This window comes from Flavobacterium sp. XN-5, from assembly GCF_008033395.2.
GTDB lineage: Bacteria > Bacteroidota > Bacteroidia > Flavobacteriales > Flavobacteriaceae > Flavobacterium > Flavobacterium hiemivividum.
Window position 1 is genome coordinate 179,495 of record NZ_VOGZ02000007.1, and the last position, 17,351, is coordinate 196,845.

Consider the following 17,351-nt stretch of genomic DNA (forward strand, 5'->3'; position numbering starts at 1 on the left):
AGATGCGACAAATATACCGTGCTTTGTAATTAGAAAACAAAACCGGAGCCGAACATTAAATAAACTTTAACCATAACGGGATTAAAACAACTATTAGAATTAGTTTTAAACTTAAATCCCGTTCTACGTTAAATCTACTCCTTTTCTACCATTATAGTAGCCTTATATCCTGTCCCTATATTCCATTGACTAGCAGAAATTAATTTTCCCTTGTCATCATAAACTTGAAATTCTGCGGTATTTGGTGCTGCAAAACCTTCATTTAATGCTTCAAAATCAATTCTATTAATCCCTTTTTCAAGTGTTATTTCGAATCCTTTAAAATCTCCTTCTAATAGCACTTCATAATCTACAACCTTATAATTTATGTAAGTTCTAATTCTATCTCCATCCACATAAGCTGCATCACGATATCTTACTTTTGCAGTTTTAGAAGTCGTTTTAAAAGTCCCTAAATCTTGGTTTTTACGATACACATCTGACGCTACTATAACATCATTTTTTGGCACCACAAAAGTATTTTCTGGTATGACAGCAGCAACATAAGGTATAACTTTTGGAGGCTCTGGAATTTTTGAAACTACCGCTTTACTTTTCAACTCCTTTTGTTTTGGAGGAACTGCTTTAAATTTATCTTTAAATTCTTCCTGTGAATATCCATTGGAAATAATCCCAAATACTAAAAGTGAAAAGAAAATACGACTCGTACTGCTTGTAAATTTATTTGTCATTTGTTCAATTTTTTTAAAAATAAAAAACCAAAATTATAAAAACATAAAAATGGCTAACTTTAACTTGTTTTTATAACTTCGAATTTTCGAAAATAGTGTGTTGAATAGTATAAAAGACAACTAAAACTCATCAATCAAAATCAAACTTTTTTATATAAAAACAGCGTTTTTTATTTTATTATTTTCTCTAAATTGCAAAAAATATACCAAAATTCGATACAAACTAAAAAAACGAATCAAAATGAAAAGAGAAAACATATTAACAGGTTCTCCATGGGAAGAAAAAATGGGCTACTGTCGTGCTGTTCGCATTGGAAATAGCATCGAAATTTCTGGAACCGTGGCTATTGTAGATGGAGAAAAAGTAAAAGCTGACGATGCTTATTCGCAAACTTTTAACATACTTCAACGAGTAGAAAAAGTACTTGAAGATTTAAATGCGAGTATGAAAGACGTCATTCGAACTAGAATTTTCACTACTGACATCAATTCCTTCGAAGACGTCGCTAAAGCTCATGCTGAATTTTTTAAAGATATTAAACCCGCTACTGGTTTCTATGAAATAAGTAAATTAGTCGCTCCCGAGTATCTTGTAGAAATTGAAATTACAGCCGTACTTCCTGAAAAATAAAAAAGTTAGAAAGGATTGTAATACTTTAGCCAAAAATTGCTTGGGCAATTGCACTATTGAAACAAATGACTACCGAAAAACTAAAGAAAATTATAGCAGGCTCCCTTAAATGGATTTCCATTTGTGTTTTGATAGGTGTTTTATCTGGTTCGGCTTCTGCCTTTTTATTAGTAGCATTAGAATGGGCTGCGGCTTACCGCGGCCAGCACAATTGGATTATTTGGCTCTTGCCAATAGGTGGTTTACTTATAGGTTTAGGATACCATTATTATGGACAAGAAGCTGTAAAAGGGAATAATTTATTGCTGGAAGAATATGAAACGCCAAAAAAAACTATTCCTATAATCTTGGCTCCTTTAGTACTTATTGGTACTATAATCACCCATTTATTTGGCGGATCAGCAGGACGAGAAGGAACTGCAGTACAGATGGGAGGAGCAATCTCAGATCAGTTTACGGGACTATTCAAACTCAATATTTCCGACAGAAAAACGCTGATCATACTTGGAATCAGCGCTGGATTTGCTTCTGTTTTTGGGACACCATTAGCCGGTGCTTTGTTTGCTTTGGAGGTTTTATATTTCAGCAAAGTCAGTTTCAAAAGCATTGTTTTGTCTTTTCTTGTAGCATTTATCGCTTACTACGCCGTCGAGTTCTGGGAAGTAAAACATACCCACTACGCCATTCCTATCGTTCCTTCCTTTTCTTTAACAATGCTACTTTGGATTATTCCCATTAGTATTTTGTTTGGATTAGCGGCCATGCTTTTTTCTAGAAGCACCCATTTTTGGGGGAATGTATTTTCGAAAACTATAAAATATCCTCCGCTACGCCCGTTTGCGGGCGGAGTCATATTTGCTATTGCGATGTATTTCATTGGAACCACAAAATACCTAGGATTAGGAGTTCCTATAATTGTCGATTCCTTCACTAATCCAAGTGACTATTATGACTTTTTACTAAAAATATTATTTACCGGATTTATATTAGGCTCTGGATTTAAAGGTGGTGAAGTTACTCCGTTATTTTTTATCGGAGCCACATTAGGTAGTGCCTTATCTCTTTTTGTTCCGTTACCTATTGCGCTTTTAGCAGGTATGGGATTTGTGGCCGTATTTTCAGGAGCCACACATACCCCCTTTGCGTGTACGATTATGGGAATGGAACTCTTTGGAATCGAAAGCGGGATATTTATCGGAATTGCCTGTTTTATAGCTTATTTAGCATCGGGACCAGTGGGAATTTATCATTCTCAAATTGTAAAAGGAACTAAATATAATTTGTATCAAAAATTTAAAAGAGGAAGATTAGACAATTTTTAACTTGAAAGGCAAGCTTAATTTTTAAATGATTTCAACTTTACAGTAAAAAAATGTAATTTCGCACACTATGAAAATACAAGACATTCAAGCGATACAGTTGTTATTAGCAACACCAAAAAAAATTGCAATCATTCCGCATAGAGGTCCAGATGGAGATGCTATGGGTTCTACCTTAGGATTATATCACTTTTTACTAAAAAACAATCACGAACCCATTGTGATTGCTCCAAATGAATTTCCAGATTTCCTTGCTTGGCTTCCAGGCTCAGAAACCGTTAAAATATTCGAAAAAGACAAAGAAAACTGCACTAAAATACTGGAGGCAGCTGATCTAATTTTTACACTGGATCTTAATGCACTACACCGTGTGGGTGGCGACATGGAAAATGTTTTGGCCAAGATGAAAGCGCCATTTATCATGATTGACCATCATCAAAAGCCAGATGATTATGCAGCGTACACTTACTCTGACACCTCTTTTGGTTCTACTTGCGAAATGCTGTATAACTTCATTTCCTTTCTTGGTCAAAAAGAAGCTATCGACAAAACCATTGGAACTTGCATTTACACAGGAATCCTCACCGATTCAGGTTCTTTTAGATTCCCAGGAACTACAGGAAACACCCATAGAATTGTAGCTGAATTAATTGATTTAGGCGTCGAGAATACAAACATTCCTACTTTACTTTTTGAAAATAGTTCTTATAGTCGCTTGCAACTATTAGGTAGAGCACTTCAAAACATGAAGGTAATTTCAGAACATCAAACAAGTTATACTACACTAACTCAAGAGGAATTAAATACCTTTGATTATGTAAAAGGAGATACTGAAGGCATCGTTAACTATGGTTTAAGCATAAAAGGAATTAATTTTACAGCTATTTTTATCGAAAATAAAGACGAAAATATTATTAAAATTTCTTTTCGCTCACAAGGTGATTTTGATGTGAACCAATTTGCGAGAGATCATTTTCATGGTGGCGGACATCGCAATGCGGCCGGTGGAAAATCAGAAGTATCGATGGAAGAAACAATAAAAAAGTTTGAAGATTTAGTAACAAGAATAACGATATAACCTATTATGAAAATTAATCCTATTGTTGTATTTATCCTTTTTCTAACACTTATGGTTTCCAGTTGCAAACAACATCAAGAAGCTCGAAGACCACTTTCTCAAAGCTCAGGCAGCTTTATGAAAAAATCAGTGGAAAGAAATAAAAAATTAGTAGCAGGCGAAGAAGATTTGATCAAAAAACTGATGAAAAGTAATCCCGATGTGGATTATATAGCTTCTTCAAAAGGTTATTGGTATTCCTATGATACTGAAAACGAAGTGGACACCCTTACTCCAAAAAAAGGAGATGTGGTATTCTTTGACTACGAAATCAAAGACCTGGACGGTACCATCATATACTCACAACTAGAATTAAGACCACAAATCTATTATGTCGATAAGGAAGATATAATGATGGGTTTAAGAGATGGAATCAAACAAATGCATAAGAACGAGAAAGTAACTTTTCTCTTTCCATCACATATGGGTTATGGCTATCATGGAGACAATAAAAGAATTGGAATAAACCAACCCTTGGCTGTTTCGGTTAGCTTACATGATTTTAAATCAGAAGAAGAATATAAAAAACAAACGGAAACTAAATCAATTCCAGCTGTAAAAAAAATAGTGTCAGACACTACACCACAAGTCGCTGCTCCACTAAAAAAGACGATACCAGCACCAATAAAACCAAAAGACACTTTAAAATAATAAGTTAACCACTATAGTTATGAAAAAAAGAATCGCATTCGTATTACTTGCAATTGTTACATTGTATTCTTGCAAAGAGGAAAACAGCAATCTCCCAGATGGTTTATATGCACAAATAGAAACTAGCAGAGGAGATATTATCGTGGAGTTAGACTACACAAAAGCACCTATCACAGTAGCTAATTTTGTTACATTAGCCGAAGGGAAAAATGATTTTGTGACTAATAACAACCTGAAGGGAAAACCTTTTTTTGATGGACTGCGTTTCCACAGAGTAATCAAAGAATTCATGATACAAGCAGGTGATCCGCTAGGAACTGGTTCAGGAGATGCTGGATATAAATTTAAAGATGAAATTACCGACGCACGATTTGATACAGCTGGAGTGTTAGCAATGGCTAATAATGGACCTGCAACAAATAGCAGTCAATTTTTCATTACACACGTTGCAACGCCTTGGTTAGATGGCAAACACACTATTTTTGGACATGTTGTCGAAAATGGTATGGATGTTGTTAACCTTATTGAGCAAAATGACTTTATTAAAAAAGTTACTATAATCAGAAAAGGAGAAGCAGCAAAAAAGTTTAATGCCATCAAAACATTCTTCAACTACTTCTCTTTAGAAGCTGAAAATCAAAAGCAAAAACTAGCAATCGAAGCTCAAAGCAAGAAAAAGTACGATGAGAAATATAAAGATGTTCGTGAGGACAAGGTAAAATATTTTAATGCGCTAAAAAGTAAAGCAACAAAAACATCTACAGGACTTAGATACGTTATCACTCATAAAGCAGCTGGTAAGAAACCGGCAAAAGGTTCGGCAATATATATTCACTATGCAGGTTTTCTAGAAGATGGCCATCTTTTTGACACTAGTATCGAAAATGTAGCACAAACTTATGGCAAATTTGATCAAGACAGAGCTGCTCAAAATGGATACCAACCGATTCCTTTTCAAGCTGGGAAGAAAGACGGGATGATTCCTGGATTTATTGAAGGATTAGAAAAATTGTCTTTTGGTGACAAAGCAATTTTGTTTATACCTTCTCATTTAGCTTATGGAGCCGGTGGTGCGGGAGACGTGATTCCTCCAAACGCGAATATTATTTTTGAAATAGAATTAATGGAAGTAGTTCCGCAATAATTGTATAGAACTTTTTAAATTAGACCTAAAAAAAATAGAAAATGAAACTCAAACTTTTATTGTTTGCATTCATCGGAATGCTAAATATACAAGCCCAAACGGCAAAAAAACCAGTTGAAGCCACAAAGCTTACTCCTGCCAAAACGATTACAGAAAAAGCTATTTCAAAGGAAGGAATCTTTGCCACTATTTCTACCAACAAAGGCGATATCATCCTGCAATTAGAATATGATAAAGCACCAATTACTGTAGCCAACTTTATTTCACTTGCAGAAGGAAAAAACACTTATATTACTGATAAAAAGTTAAAAGGAAAACCTTTTTTTGATGGTTTAAAATTTCACCGCGTTATCAATGATTTCATGATTCAAGGTGGAGACCCTTCAGGAAGTGGTGCTGGAGGTACTGGCTATTCTTTCAAAGATGAATTTACTGATCTGTCGTTTGACAAAGGTGGAGTTTTGGCTATGGCCAACTCTGGACCAGCGACCAATTCAAGTCAATTTTTCATCACTCATAAAGATACACCATGGCTAAACGGAAAACACACCATTTTTGGTCGTGTAACTCAGGGTATGGATATCGTAAATACTATTGCTCAAAATGATGTAATCACAAAAGTAACTATTGAACCTAAAGGAAAATTAGCAAAGAAGTTTAACGCTTCAAAAGTATTTGCTAATTATTATGACAATAAAGAGGAAGACGCTAAAAAACAAGCTATTATTGAAGCAGAAAAAAAAGAAAAAAAAGAAGTAATTGATGCCGAAAATAAAAAAGCTTTAATAGAAAAACTTGCTAAAGTTGTTGCTGACAAAGTAACTTTTTTATCGACTGCAAAAGGAACCACAACAACTACTCCTTCAGGATTAGCTTATAAAGTTATCCAAAAAGGAGCGGGAATTAAACCGGTAGCAGGCAGTACTTTCTTTTTTCATTATGCAGGTTATTTTGAAGACGGAACCTTATTTGACAGTAGCTATGAAGACGTCGCTAAAGAATATGGGAAATTTGATGCAAATAGAGCAGCTCAAAACGGCTATAAAGCTTTTCCATTTGAAGCTGGTAAAAAGGATGGTATGATTCCTGGTTTTTTAGAAGCATTAGCCTTAATGTCTTATGGAGACAAAGTTGTGGCTTTTATCCCAGCTAAATTAGCTTATGGCGAAAGAGGTGCTGGCGGTGTCATTCCTCCTAATACCAATCTAGTATTTGAATTAGAAATGTTTGAAAAGCAACCTGCTCCAAAACAATAAAACGATTCTCAGCAATGAGATTTTAGAAATAAACCCAACACATTTTAAAAATGTGTTGGGTTTTCTTTTTTTTATGATAATCCAATTTATAATAAAATCTACACTTTTTTCTTAAAGCAACTGCTAATTATTTATTTACCTCGACTTCAAAATCTCAAAATCGTTATGAAAATCTTTACAACATAATTAGACTTCCATCTGTTTGAAAAAAACATTTTCCTCTTAAAAGCATTTTATTTTATAAATTAAATCTTATACTTTTACCTTTCGCAAAATTTTAACCGGCTATAGTTTTAGAGAGAGATGCAATACTTTTATTTCTCAGTAAAATTATATATTAACACTAAAAAATGAACCAAAAACTTTTCCTCTTTATCGCATTATTTTCATTGATCACAAATACTGTTTTAGCACAAAACACCAACTACACCATCTTTCCGAATCCACAAAAAATTAATTTTAGCGAAGGTAAATTAAGTACTGATACACCTTATCAATTACAAGGTAATTTTAAATTAAAACCAAATAGTTTGGTTCTATTGAACGAGATGTTTAACACCAAAAGTGCTAACAAAGCTTTACCAATAATCATCACTTCTTTAAAAAGTCCCGATAAAAATCTAAATGTATCCGGAGCCTATACTTTAAAAATCACTCCACAGTCGATACAAATTGGTGTTTCTGACAATAGAGCTACTTTTTATGCATTACAAACTTTAACGCAACTAAAAAAAGACAATACTTTACCATTAGTTGACATCACAGACTTTCCAGATGTTTTATCTCGTGGTTCAGTTGAAGGATTTTATGGAAATCCATGGAGTCATGAAGACCGTATTTCGCAATTTAAATTTTATGGAGCGCTAAAATTAAATACTTACATCTATGGACCAAAAGACGATCCATATCATTCATCGCCAAACTGGAGAAAACCCTATCCAGCTGAAAATGCTAAGCAAATTAAAGAACTTGTTCAAGAAGCCAAAAATAATGAAATCGACTTCACTTGGGCGATTCATCCTGGCTTAGACATTCAATGGAACAAAACAGATAGTTTAGCGATTTTAAACAAATTCGAAGGAATGTATGATTTAGGCGTACGTTCATTTGCCGTATTTTTTGATGATATTTCAGGAGAAGGTACAAAGGCCGAAAAACAAGCACAATTACTGAATTACATCCAAAGTCAATTTATTGAAAAGAAAAAAGATGTTTTGCCTTTGATTATGTGTCCAACGGAATATAATAAATCTTGGTCTAACCCAAAACCAGACACCTATTTAGACATCTTAGGAGACAAACTTCACCCTTCAATTCATGTAATGTGGACAGGAGACCGAGTAATTGATGATGTTAGTAAAGCCGACTTAAACTGGATCAACAAAAGAATTAAGCGTAAAGCTTACATCTGGTGGAACTTTCCAGTGAGTGATTACGTTCGCGATCATTTATTGATGGGAGCGGCTTATGGATTAGACACTAGCATCAAAAATGATTTATCTGGATTTGTTTCGAATCCTATGGAACGCGCCGAAGCTTCTAAGTTGGCCTTATTTAGCGTTGCTTTGTATTCTTGGAACCTTAAAAGTTACGAACCAATGTCGGCATGGCATGCAGCAGCAAAATATGTAATGCCTGAAGCAGCAGCAGCATTTCAGCTATTTAATGAGCACAATAGTGACTTAGGTCCAAACGGACATGGTTACAGAAGAGTAGAATCAGTTATTATAAAGCCTACGATAGAATCTTTTTTGGCATCGTACAAAGACGGAAATTATTCAACGGAGTTAGCTTCGAAAATAAAAGCAGAGTTTGAAAGTATTATTCCGGTTTCTGAAAAAATTCGCAGCAAATCTAAAAATAAAAATCTGATTAAGGAGATCGATCCTTGGTTGACCCAATTTAACTTATTAGGAAAAGTGGGAGTAGAAACGATGTTGTTTCTTGGCGCAAAACAAGCAGAAAACAAAGCTTTGGCTTGGAACAGTTATTTAAAAATGGAAGCGCTTTTAGACAGCATACAAATAGTTGATAAAACGTTTAACCAAAACCCATACCAACCCGGAGTAAAAACGGGCTCTTTAGTTTTAATGCCTTTTGTCAAAACTATTTTTGATCAAGCACAAAACTGTTTTATTCCTACTACTGGTAATTTCGAAAAAAACAGCACTACAGCTCTAATCAATAATACGGAGAAATTAAAAAACCAACCTCTGCAATTGAATAATAGTAGTGTTGCAATTTCTCCTATCTTAGAGGTTATAAATCTAAAACCACAAGAATACATTGGAATACACATCGATAAAAGTTTAAAAGCCAAAGAATTCTATTTTAACTTAGAATCGAATACTTTAATGGAAAATGGCGTGTTTGAAACGTCCACAGACGGACTCACCTGGCAAACTTTAAAAGTGGAGCAGAAAAAAGGAAAAGGAAATCTAAAAGCAATAGCTGATGGCATAAAATACATCCGTTTTAAAAATAATGCTACCGATGTGAAGAGTTTCTTCTTAAAAGAATTTAAAATTGTGGTCGAAGCTGAAAACAAAAATACTGATCAAACGGTCTATGTTCAAGATTATTCAATTACAACCTATTTAGCGCTTAAGGATAAGGAAAATGCAACTGTCCCTTTATCTATAAACAAGCAAACCAAAACGATTAGTGTACTTGTTCAAAATACGAATAAAGCTTTCGAAATTTACCAAATTAACAAACGGGGTAAAAAATCATCAATCTATAAAGGTGCAGAAAACTTTATTGTAATTACTCCAAAACAATTAAAAAAAGCGACTGCCTTAGAGATTAACTCAAACGGAAACACAGACTTTAAAATCTATGAGATTCTAGAAAATTAAGCCGAATTAGTACCGTATGATTTATATACAAAAAACCCGATAGTTTAAAAGCTATCGGGTTTTGTTCTTTATTTTGGAATGCAAATTATTTTTTGGCAGGGAATTTCCAGTCGAATTCGTCTTTTTGATTGAAAATAGCTCCAATCTCAAATTTCACAACCTCATCAAATTCTGTTTGAAAGATAATCCAATTCTCCTCGTTGAAGTAATTTTCAAAGGTATCAAACTCTTCCTGAGTGAATTTCGTTATTGATTTGCTCGCCAAATCTTTCTTGACATCAGCAATTTTTCTATTGATCACTTTATTCCCGAAAAGCTCTAAATTTGGGTTAGAAGCCACCATGTATCCTAGTCTAAAGTCTTCTTCTAGGTAAAATGTCAAACGGATTTTAAGTGTATTGTAGGCAAAAATCACATTATCATCTTCGTCCTTGTAATTTCTATCCGGCTTACCGTAAATTGCGGTAACATCCTTTTGTTTCATCCCGAAAATGAGTTTATCAATTCCGTTCTTTAAATTTATTTTCATCTGATTCTATTTTACTGCAAAGTTCGCAAAGTTTTTCGCAAACTGCGCTATCTTTTATTTATTATAATTACTTCCTGACTCCTACTCCTTAGTTTTAGAATCTATCATATTCAAGAAAATATATATTATATTTGATACAATTTATAAGTAGCAACAGCTATTCAATAAAAAAAGACCTGAATTATTATTCAATCTTGCTTTAATTAACCCAGTCCAAAAGAAATTAATCAAAAACACTTAAAATGAAATCATTCCAGTTTCTAGCACTCTCCATTCTCTTATTTACGGTAACTGTTTCGCACTCACAAAACAACAAAAAAAAGACTGACTCAAAAGAATTCAAAGTAGAATTTGAACAATTCACTTTAGACAATGGCCTGAAAGTCATTTTACACATAGATCGATCTGATCCTGTTGTTGCTGTTGCTTTAACGTCTCATGTGGGATCAGCAAGAGAAAAAACGGGTCGTACTGGATTTGCCCATTTATTCGAACATTTACTTTTCTTAGAATCAGAAAATTTAGGAAAAGGAGGATTAGACAAGATGAGTGCCCGCATTGGAGGCTCTGGTGCTAATGGTTCCACAAGCCGAGATAGAACTAATTATTATCAAACGGTACCAAAAGATGCCTTAGAAAAAATGATTTGGGCAGAAGCAGATAAGTTGGGATATTTCATTAACACGGTAACTGATCCTGTGCTAGCCAAAGAAAAACAAGTCGTTAAAAACGAAAAAAGACAGAGTTACGATAACAAGCCTTATGGAAATAATTTCTCTGTAATCAATTCTAATTTATATCCTACAAACCATCCTTACCATTGGGAAGTAATTGGATCTCTGGAAGATTTACAAAATGCTTCTCTACAAGATGTAAAAGAATTCTACAACCGCTGGTATGTCCCTAACAATGTAACATTAACCATTGCCGGTGATATCGATGTAAAACAAACTAAAGCTTGGGTCGAAAAATATTTCGGCGAAATAAAACGTGGTGAAGCCATTCCAAAGATGGAAAAACAGCTGGTAACATTAACCGAAACTAAAAAATTATACCACGAAGATAATTTTGCGCGTTTGCCGCAACTTACGCTAACGTGGCCATCTGTTTACGAATACCATCCTGACAGCTATGCATTAGAAGTTTTGGCAACTTACCTTGCCAAAGGAAAGAAAGCACCTTTATATAAAACACTGGTAGAAGACAAGAAATTGACTGATGAAGTCGAACTTTCTCAGTACAATTCTGAACTAGCGGGACAATACATCCTAAATATTGTAGCTTTCGACAAAACGAACCTGAATTCGGTGATGGACGGCGTAAACGAAGCCTTCAAAAATTTCGAAAAAGAAGGAATTTCTACACAAGATTTGAATCGAATTAAAGCTGGACAAGAAACTGCTTTTTACAGTGGACTTTCGAGTGTTTTAGGAAAAGGATTTCAATTAGCCCAATACCAAATCTTTGCAGGATCACCTGATTATATTAACCAAGACGTAAAAAAAATCCTTGCGGTTACTACCGAAGACGTAATGCGCGTTTATAAAAAATATCTAAAAGACCAGCATTTCATTGCCACCAGTTTCGTACCAAAAGGACAAGCTAATTTAGTATTGAAAGGTTCAGTCGTTGCCAAAGTTGTTGAAGAAAAAATAGTGGAAGGCAAAGAAGATACATTTGACGCCAGCATTGCTGCGACATATACAAAAACACCTTCTAGCTTTGACCGCAGTACAGAACCTGCCTACGGAGAAAGCCCGGATGTGGTATTGCCATCCGTTTGGAAAAACAAGCTCTCATCAGGATTAAATGTTTTTGGAATCGAAAATCAGGAAGTGCCCTTGGTACAATTTCAATTCCAAATAAAAGGTGGAATGTTATTAGAAAACGTGTCAAAAATTGGAGTTTCAAAAATGCTTTCTGAATTGATGACCAAAGGGACAAAAAACAAAACACCAGAGCAATTAGAAAACGCCATTGAAAGCCTGGGAGCAACTATCAAAGCTTCAGCAACCGATGAATCGATTATAATCAAAGGAAATACATTAGCAAAAAACTATGTTGAAACAATTAAATTAGTTCAAGAAATCTTATTGCAGCCTCGCTGGGATGCCAAAGAATTTGAATTGATTAAGCAAAGTACTTTAAGCCAAATACAACAGCAAAAAGCAGATCCAAACAATATTGCTAGAAATGAATTTCGAAAATTAGTTTTTGGAAAAGAATCTATTTTATCGAATAATCGCATCGGAACCGAAAGTTCTGTCAACGACATTACACTAGATGATTTAAAAGCATATTACAACCTGAATATCTCACCAGCTGTTACTGACTTTCAAATTGTAGGCGCTGTTTCAAAAGCAGAAGTAAACCGTTCATTAGCTGATTTAAATAAAAACTGGAAATCTAAAAAGGTGACATTCCCAACAATGAAGGTTGTCGAAGCTCCACAAAGCTCTAAAATCTATTTTTATGATGTTCCGGGCGCAAAGCAATCAGTAATCCGAATAGGATATCCAGCGCTCGCCGCTACAGATGCCGATTTTTATCCTACTAACATTATGAATTACCGTTTAGGAGGCGGTGGATTTACATCACAGCTTACTCAAGAACTACGTGAAGGAAAAGGTTATACCTACGGAATTGGCTCTTCATTTGACGGTTCTACTACTAAAGGTCCATTTTCGATTTCTAGCGGCGTTCGCTCCAATGTAACTTACGAATCAGTAAACTTAATAAAAGATATTGTGGCTCAGTACGGCCCTACTTTTAATGCAAATGATCTTGAAGTAACAAAAAGTTATTTGATTAAAAGCAACGCTAGAGCATTTGAAACAATGGGATCGAAATTGAATATGCTTTATGATATCAGCAACTACAATTTCCCAGATGATTATGCCAAACAAAGAGAAAACATCGTAAAAAACATTTCAATTGATGATATAAAAAAGCTTTCTGAAAAGTATTTAAACGCTAACAAAATGATCTATTTAGTTGTTGGTGATGCCGAAACCCAACTTAAAAAACTAGAGCAAATTGGTTTTGGAACTCCAATTCTTTTAAATAAATAGTTTAAAAAAATGAAATTATGAAACTACCAATAAACGATAAAAAATTTCTGTTTCTTCTGCTAGCTATTAGTATTGTGATTGTTTTAGAAATTTTATCGCTTATTGGTATTCATATTCCTATGCCTTATGAACCTTTTGTTTTTCTGTCGTTTATTATAGGCATTGGTCATGGAGTTTTACTAAATGGACTGAAAGCGATGTGTAAACTGCAATTTAGCAGTATCAATTTGCTGATGACTATAGCAGTTGTTGCCGCCTTCTATCTTGGTGAATATCCCGAAGCCGCAGTCGTAATCGTACTTTACGTTTTAGGCGAGCGACTTGAAGATATTGGTTTAGAAAACTCTAAATCAGCATTAGATGATTTGGTACGCAAAGCGCCGCAGACCGCTTTTGTAAAATCAGAAAACAAGGATGTCGTCCTAAACAAAATAGTTGTAGGAACGATTATTCAAGTAAAACCGGGCGATATGATTCCGCTGGACGGAAAAATTATCTCAGGAGAAACTACTGTCGATGAAGCTGCAATTACAGGCGAACCTATCCCAAAAGACAAACATCCCGGCGACACCTTATTTGCGGGAACGCTCAATAAAGATAGTTTTATCGAAATGGAAACTACTAAACTTTCTGTTGACAGCACCTTTTCAAAAATCATCCGACTCACATTTGAAGCTGCAGCTTCCAAAAGTGATACCCAAAAATTCATTCAACGTTTTTCTAAATTATATACGCCAGCAGTTATTGTCATGGCAGTTTTAGTTTTTACCATTCCTGTTTTCATCCTGCATTTAGACTTTGATCTTTGGTTAAAGCAAGCCATAACATTGTTAGTAATTGCCTGTCCTTGTGCGCTAGTGATCTCTACTCCTGTTGCTATTTATGCTGCCATTGGCAACGCTTCCGCAAAAGGGGCTCTGGTAAAAGGAGGAAAATATATTGAGTCCATGGCGCATGTTAAAGCTATTGCATTAGACAAAACCAGAACAATAACATATGGAAAACCTATTGTTTCGGATATTTTTCCCTTAAACGGAACAAGTCGTGAAGAACTACTGGCCTGCACTGCTGGAACCGAAATGTTTTCTGAACATCCTTTGGCGCAAGCCATTGTTAACGCCAGCAAAGCGGAAGGTTTTGAACCGCATAAAGCAGAAGGTTTTAAAAGTATCATGGGAAAAGGAGCTTTTGCAAAATGTTTAGTTTGTGAGGATGAAACCGTTTTTGTAGGCAAACTAGAATTCATCAAAGAATATCAAATCGTAACTGATGAAGCTGAAAAAATAGTGGAACAGCTAGCATCAGAAGGAAAAACAAGCGTGGTCGTTAGTTTTGGCCAAGGTGTCGCAGGAATTATTGGCTTGACCGACGAAATCAAACCGGATAGTAGTATTGCCATAAAAGAGCTACAAGCTCAAAACATCGAACTGATAATGCTTACTGGCGACAGTGAAAAAGCAGCACATTATGTAGCCCAACAAGTGGGAATTAACAAAATATTTGGTGGTTTACTCCCCGAAAATAAGTCGGAAAAAATAAAAGAACTGTTGCAAGAATATGGAACTGTCGCTATGGTGGGCGATGGTATAAATGATGCTCCAGCCTTGGCACTTAGCACCGTGGGTATTGCAATGGGAGCGGCAGGAAGCGATACCGCCATTGAAACGGCCAATATTGCCTTGATGAACGACAGACTTTCCCTCATCCCTTTTTTAATCCGTCTTAGTAAAAAAACATTGTCCCAAATAAAAATAAATACCATAGGAGCTATTGCCGTCAAAGTCGTATTTATCGCATTAGCCATTATGGGTTATAGCAACTTGGTTTTAGCGATTGCCGCAGATGTTGGTGTGACTTTGGTAGTCATATTACTAAGCTTAAACTTGGTGAAATTTGAGAATAAATAAAGCTAAATCATTAGTATAAACGCATTCTATTTTAGGATTTAAAGCAGACAAATTTTATGTAAAAATTACTAATCAATTTTCAGCACTCAAAATCCAATATGCTTTTAACTACCTAGCTGCTTTGTGTGGTATTTCAGGCTAAAATTAATAATATTCCACTACTAAATTAAATATAATTCACTAACTTTCATACTCATAAGCTGAGTATATCTGAGCTTGTCAAGCTTTTTAACAACCAATTTAAAATGTTAGTTCATGAAAATATCGTTTGAAAAAAAAATCTTACTTGGTTTTGTCATAAATGTGTTGGTCATCATGGCTTCGGGATGGGTTTTTATTTCGCGTCTTGACGAAGATAGAGATCCAGCGATGGACTCCTTATTAGAATGGATAGAGGTTTCTTTATTTGTTCTATCGATTAGTTTACTAGTCGTTGTCTACTTTATAATTCATTCGCAATTAAAAGCTAGAAAAATAGCGGATAAGCTTCTTTTTGATAATAAACAATTACTTCAGTCTATTATTGACAATACTTCCAATCCTATTTTCATAAAAAAAATAAACGGAGAATATCTTTTGATCAATAAACAATTTGGTGATTTATTTGAAATATCGAATGATCAAATCGTAGGAAAAACAGATCATGATTTTTTACCCGCAGCTGCTGCTGACGCCTACAGAAACTCAGATATTGAGGTGGTAAAAAAACTACGCGAATTAAAGACTGAAGAAACAATACAGCAAAAAGATGGTCCGCATATCTACATCGCAGTAAAATTCCCGTTATATGATTCAACAGGAAGGATATATGCCATCGGGGGAATATCTACTGATATAACCGAAAGAAAAAAAATGGAAGAGTCCTTAGATGCATCCGGTAAATTCTTTAATATGTCGGCAGAAATGATGATTATTGCTACCTCTACAAAATTCATTAAAGTAAACCCGGCTACAATTAAAATTTTAGGGTACTCTGAAGAGGAGCTCTTAAGCCAACCTTTTCTCAACTTTGTGTATCAAGAAGATAAAAATAACACTCAAGGTGAGGTTATTAAACTTGAAAGCGGTACTGTTACCACACAATTTAAAAATAGATATATCTGTAAAGACGGATCAATAAAATGGATTAAGTGGTCTACTTTTCCAGATGTAAAGACAGGATTATTGTATGCCGTTGCCAGCGATGTTACTCAATTAGTAGAAAATGAAGAGTCATTAAAAGCAGCCGATAATTTTTTCAATATCTCTCTAGAAATTATGATTATTGCATCGAGAGAAAAATTTGAAAAAATAAATCCTGCGATGGTCAAAACCTTAGGATATGCTGAAGCGGATTTATTAAAACATCCTTTCCTCGATTTTGTACATCCTGATGATAAGGAAAATACACAAAAGGAGATTGAGACACTTAGAAAAGGCTCTCTGACACTCGAGTTTAAAAACAGATGGATTTGCAAAGACGGCACTATTAAATGGCTTGTATGGTCTGCCGTAGCTGAACCAACTACTGGTTTAATGTATGCAGTAGCGCGAGATATTACCGAACTTATTAAATTAGAAGAAGAGCAACAACTAGCCATTGATGACCTCTACGAAAACGAGGAAAAATTGCGATTGATTTTAGAGAATATCGGCGAAGGAGTTATCGTTGCAAATGCTGATAAAAAAGTAGTCATGGCTAATTATGTCGCCAATGAGATCTTTGGAATTGAAAAAGACGATCTTATATCGTCTAATATTTCAGATCATTTTGAACTTTACTTCCCAGATGAAAAAACAATTTTTCCTTCACAAAACTTACCCATGGAACGCGCATTAAACGGCGAAGTTACAAATGATATTGATATTGTGCTTTGGGACTCTGCTAAACGCGAAAAAAAACGAGTCCTTATCAGCGGAAGACCACTAATAGATTTAGACAATAATGTTGTTGCTGCCGTGGTTACCATAAAAGATATCAGTAAATACAAGCACTTAGAGGAGGAGCTAAAAAAAACAGAAACAAAGTACCGACAATTAATCGGTTTTAGAAAAACGGAGGAAAAGAAAGAGGAAACAAATGAAGAAGACAATAAAAAACAAATCTAGTTCTCTTCTTGTAAATTGTTAAGGCATTAAGTCCCTTATGTAGTAACAT

The 17,351-nt window shown here is 34.8% G+C and carries 12 protein-coding genes; 10 read left to right on the forward strand and 2 right to left on the reverse strand.

What is annotated here, in order from left to right:
- Nucleotides 1-134 precede the first annotated feature (134 nt).
- Nucleotides 135-731: a hypothetical protein gene (locus FQU23_RS12845; protein ID WP_147674173.1), complete on the reverse strand. Its 597-nt coding sequence runs from the start codon at nt 729-731 to the stop codon at nt 135-137.
- A 241-nt stretch (nt 732-972) separates the two neighbouring features.
- Between FQU23_RS12845 and FQU23_RS12850 the strand changes: the two genes are divergently transcribed.
- The 7 genes from FQU23_RS12850 (at nt 973) to FQU23_RS12880 (ending at nt 9,707) form a co-directional block, all read left to right on the forward strand.
- Nucleotides 973-1,362 (forward strand): RidA family protein, encoded by a 390-nt coding sequence (locus FQU23_RS12850; protein WP_132112179.1) that lies wholly within the window; start codon nt 973-975, stop codon nt 1,360-1,362.
- Between the two features lie 65 nt (nt 1,363-1,427).
- Nucleotides 1,428-2,684, forward strand: coding sequence for a voltage-gated chloride channel family protein (locus FQU23_RS12855; RefSeq protein WP_147674174.1), 1,257 nt, complete (start codon nt 1,428-1,430; stop codon nt 2,682-2,684).
- Between the two features lie 67 nt (nt 2,685-2,751).
- A complete protein-coding gene (locus FQU23_RS12860; protein ID WP_147674175.1) occupies nt 2,752-3,759 on the forward strand; it encodes a DHH family phosphoesterase in 1,008 nt (335 codons plus the stop codon).
- A 6-nt stretch (nt 3,760-3,765) separates the two neighbouring features.
- Nucleotides 3,766-4,449 (forward strand): gliding motility-associated peptidyl-prolyl isomerase GldI, encoded by a 684-nt coding sequence (gldI, locus tag FQU23_RS12865; protein WP_147674176.1) that lies wholly within the window; start codon nt 3,766-3,768, stop codon nt 4,447-4,449.
- A 19-nt stretch (nt 4,450-4,468) separates the two neighbouring features.
- Entirely contained in the window at nt 4,469-5,593 is a 1,125-nt protein-coding gene (locus tag FQU23_RS12870; protein ID WP_147674177.1) for a peptidylprolyl isomerase, read from the forward strand.
- A gap of 41 nt (nt 5,594-5,634) precedes the next feature.
- Nucleotides 5,635-6,849, forward strand: a complete 1,215-nt coding sequence (locus tag FQU23_RS12875) for a peptidylprolyl isomerase (RefSeq protein WP_147674178.1) — start codon at nt 5,635-5,637, stop codon at nt 6,847-6,849.
- A 350-nt stretch (nt 6,850-7,199) separates the two neighbouring features.
- Nucleotides 7,200-9,707 (forward strand): beta-N-acetylglucosaminidase domain-containing protein, encoded by a 2,508-nt coding sequence (locus tag FQU23_RS12880; RefSeq protein ID WP_147674179.1) that lies wholly within the window; start codon nt 7,200-7,202, stop codon nt 9,705-9,707.
- A gap of 85 nt (nt 9,708-9,792) precedes the next feature.
- Here the strand turns inward: FQU23_RS12880 and FQU23_RS12885 are convergent, their stop codons facing one another.
- Nucleotides 9,793-10,236, reverse strand: a complete 444-nt coding sequence (locus tag FQU23_RS12885) for a hypothetical protein (RefSeq protein ID WP_132112165.1) — start codon at nt 10,234-10,236, stop codon at nt 9,793-9,795.
- A 242-nt stretch (nt 10,237-10,478) separates the two neighbouring features.
- On the opposite strand from FQU23_RS12885, the gene FQU23_RS12890 reads away from it, so the two are divergent.
- The 3 genes from FQU23_RS12890 (at nt 10,479) to FQU23_RS12900 (ending at nt 17,302) form a co-directional block, all read left to right on the forward strand.
- Nucleotides 10,479-13,307, forward strand: a complete 2,829-nt coding sequence (locus tag FQU23_RS12890; protein WP_147674180.1) for a M16 family metallopeptidase — start codon at nt 10,479-10,481, stop codon at nt 13,305-13,307.
- Nucleotides 13,308-13,324: 17 nt separating this feature from the next.
- A complete protein-coding gene (locus FQU23_RS12895; protein ID WP_147674181.1) occupies nt 13,325-15,214 on the forward strand; it encodes a heavy metal translocating P-type ATPase in 1,890 nt (629 codons plus the stop codon).
- 255 nt (nt 15,215-15,469) lie between these two features.
- Entirely contained in the window at nt 15,470-17,302 is a 1,833-nt protein-coding gene (locus tag FQU23_RS12900; RefSeq protein WP_147674182.1) for a GGDEF and EAL domain-containing protein, read from the forward strand.
- Nucleotides 17,303-17,351: the final 49 nt, after the last annotated feature.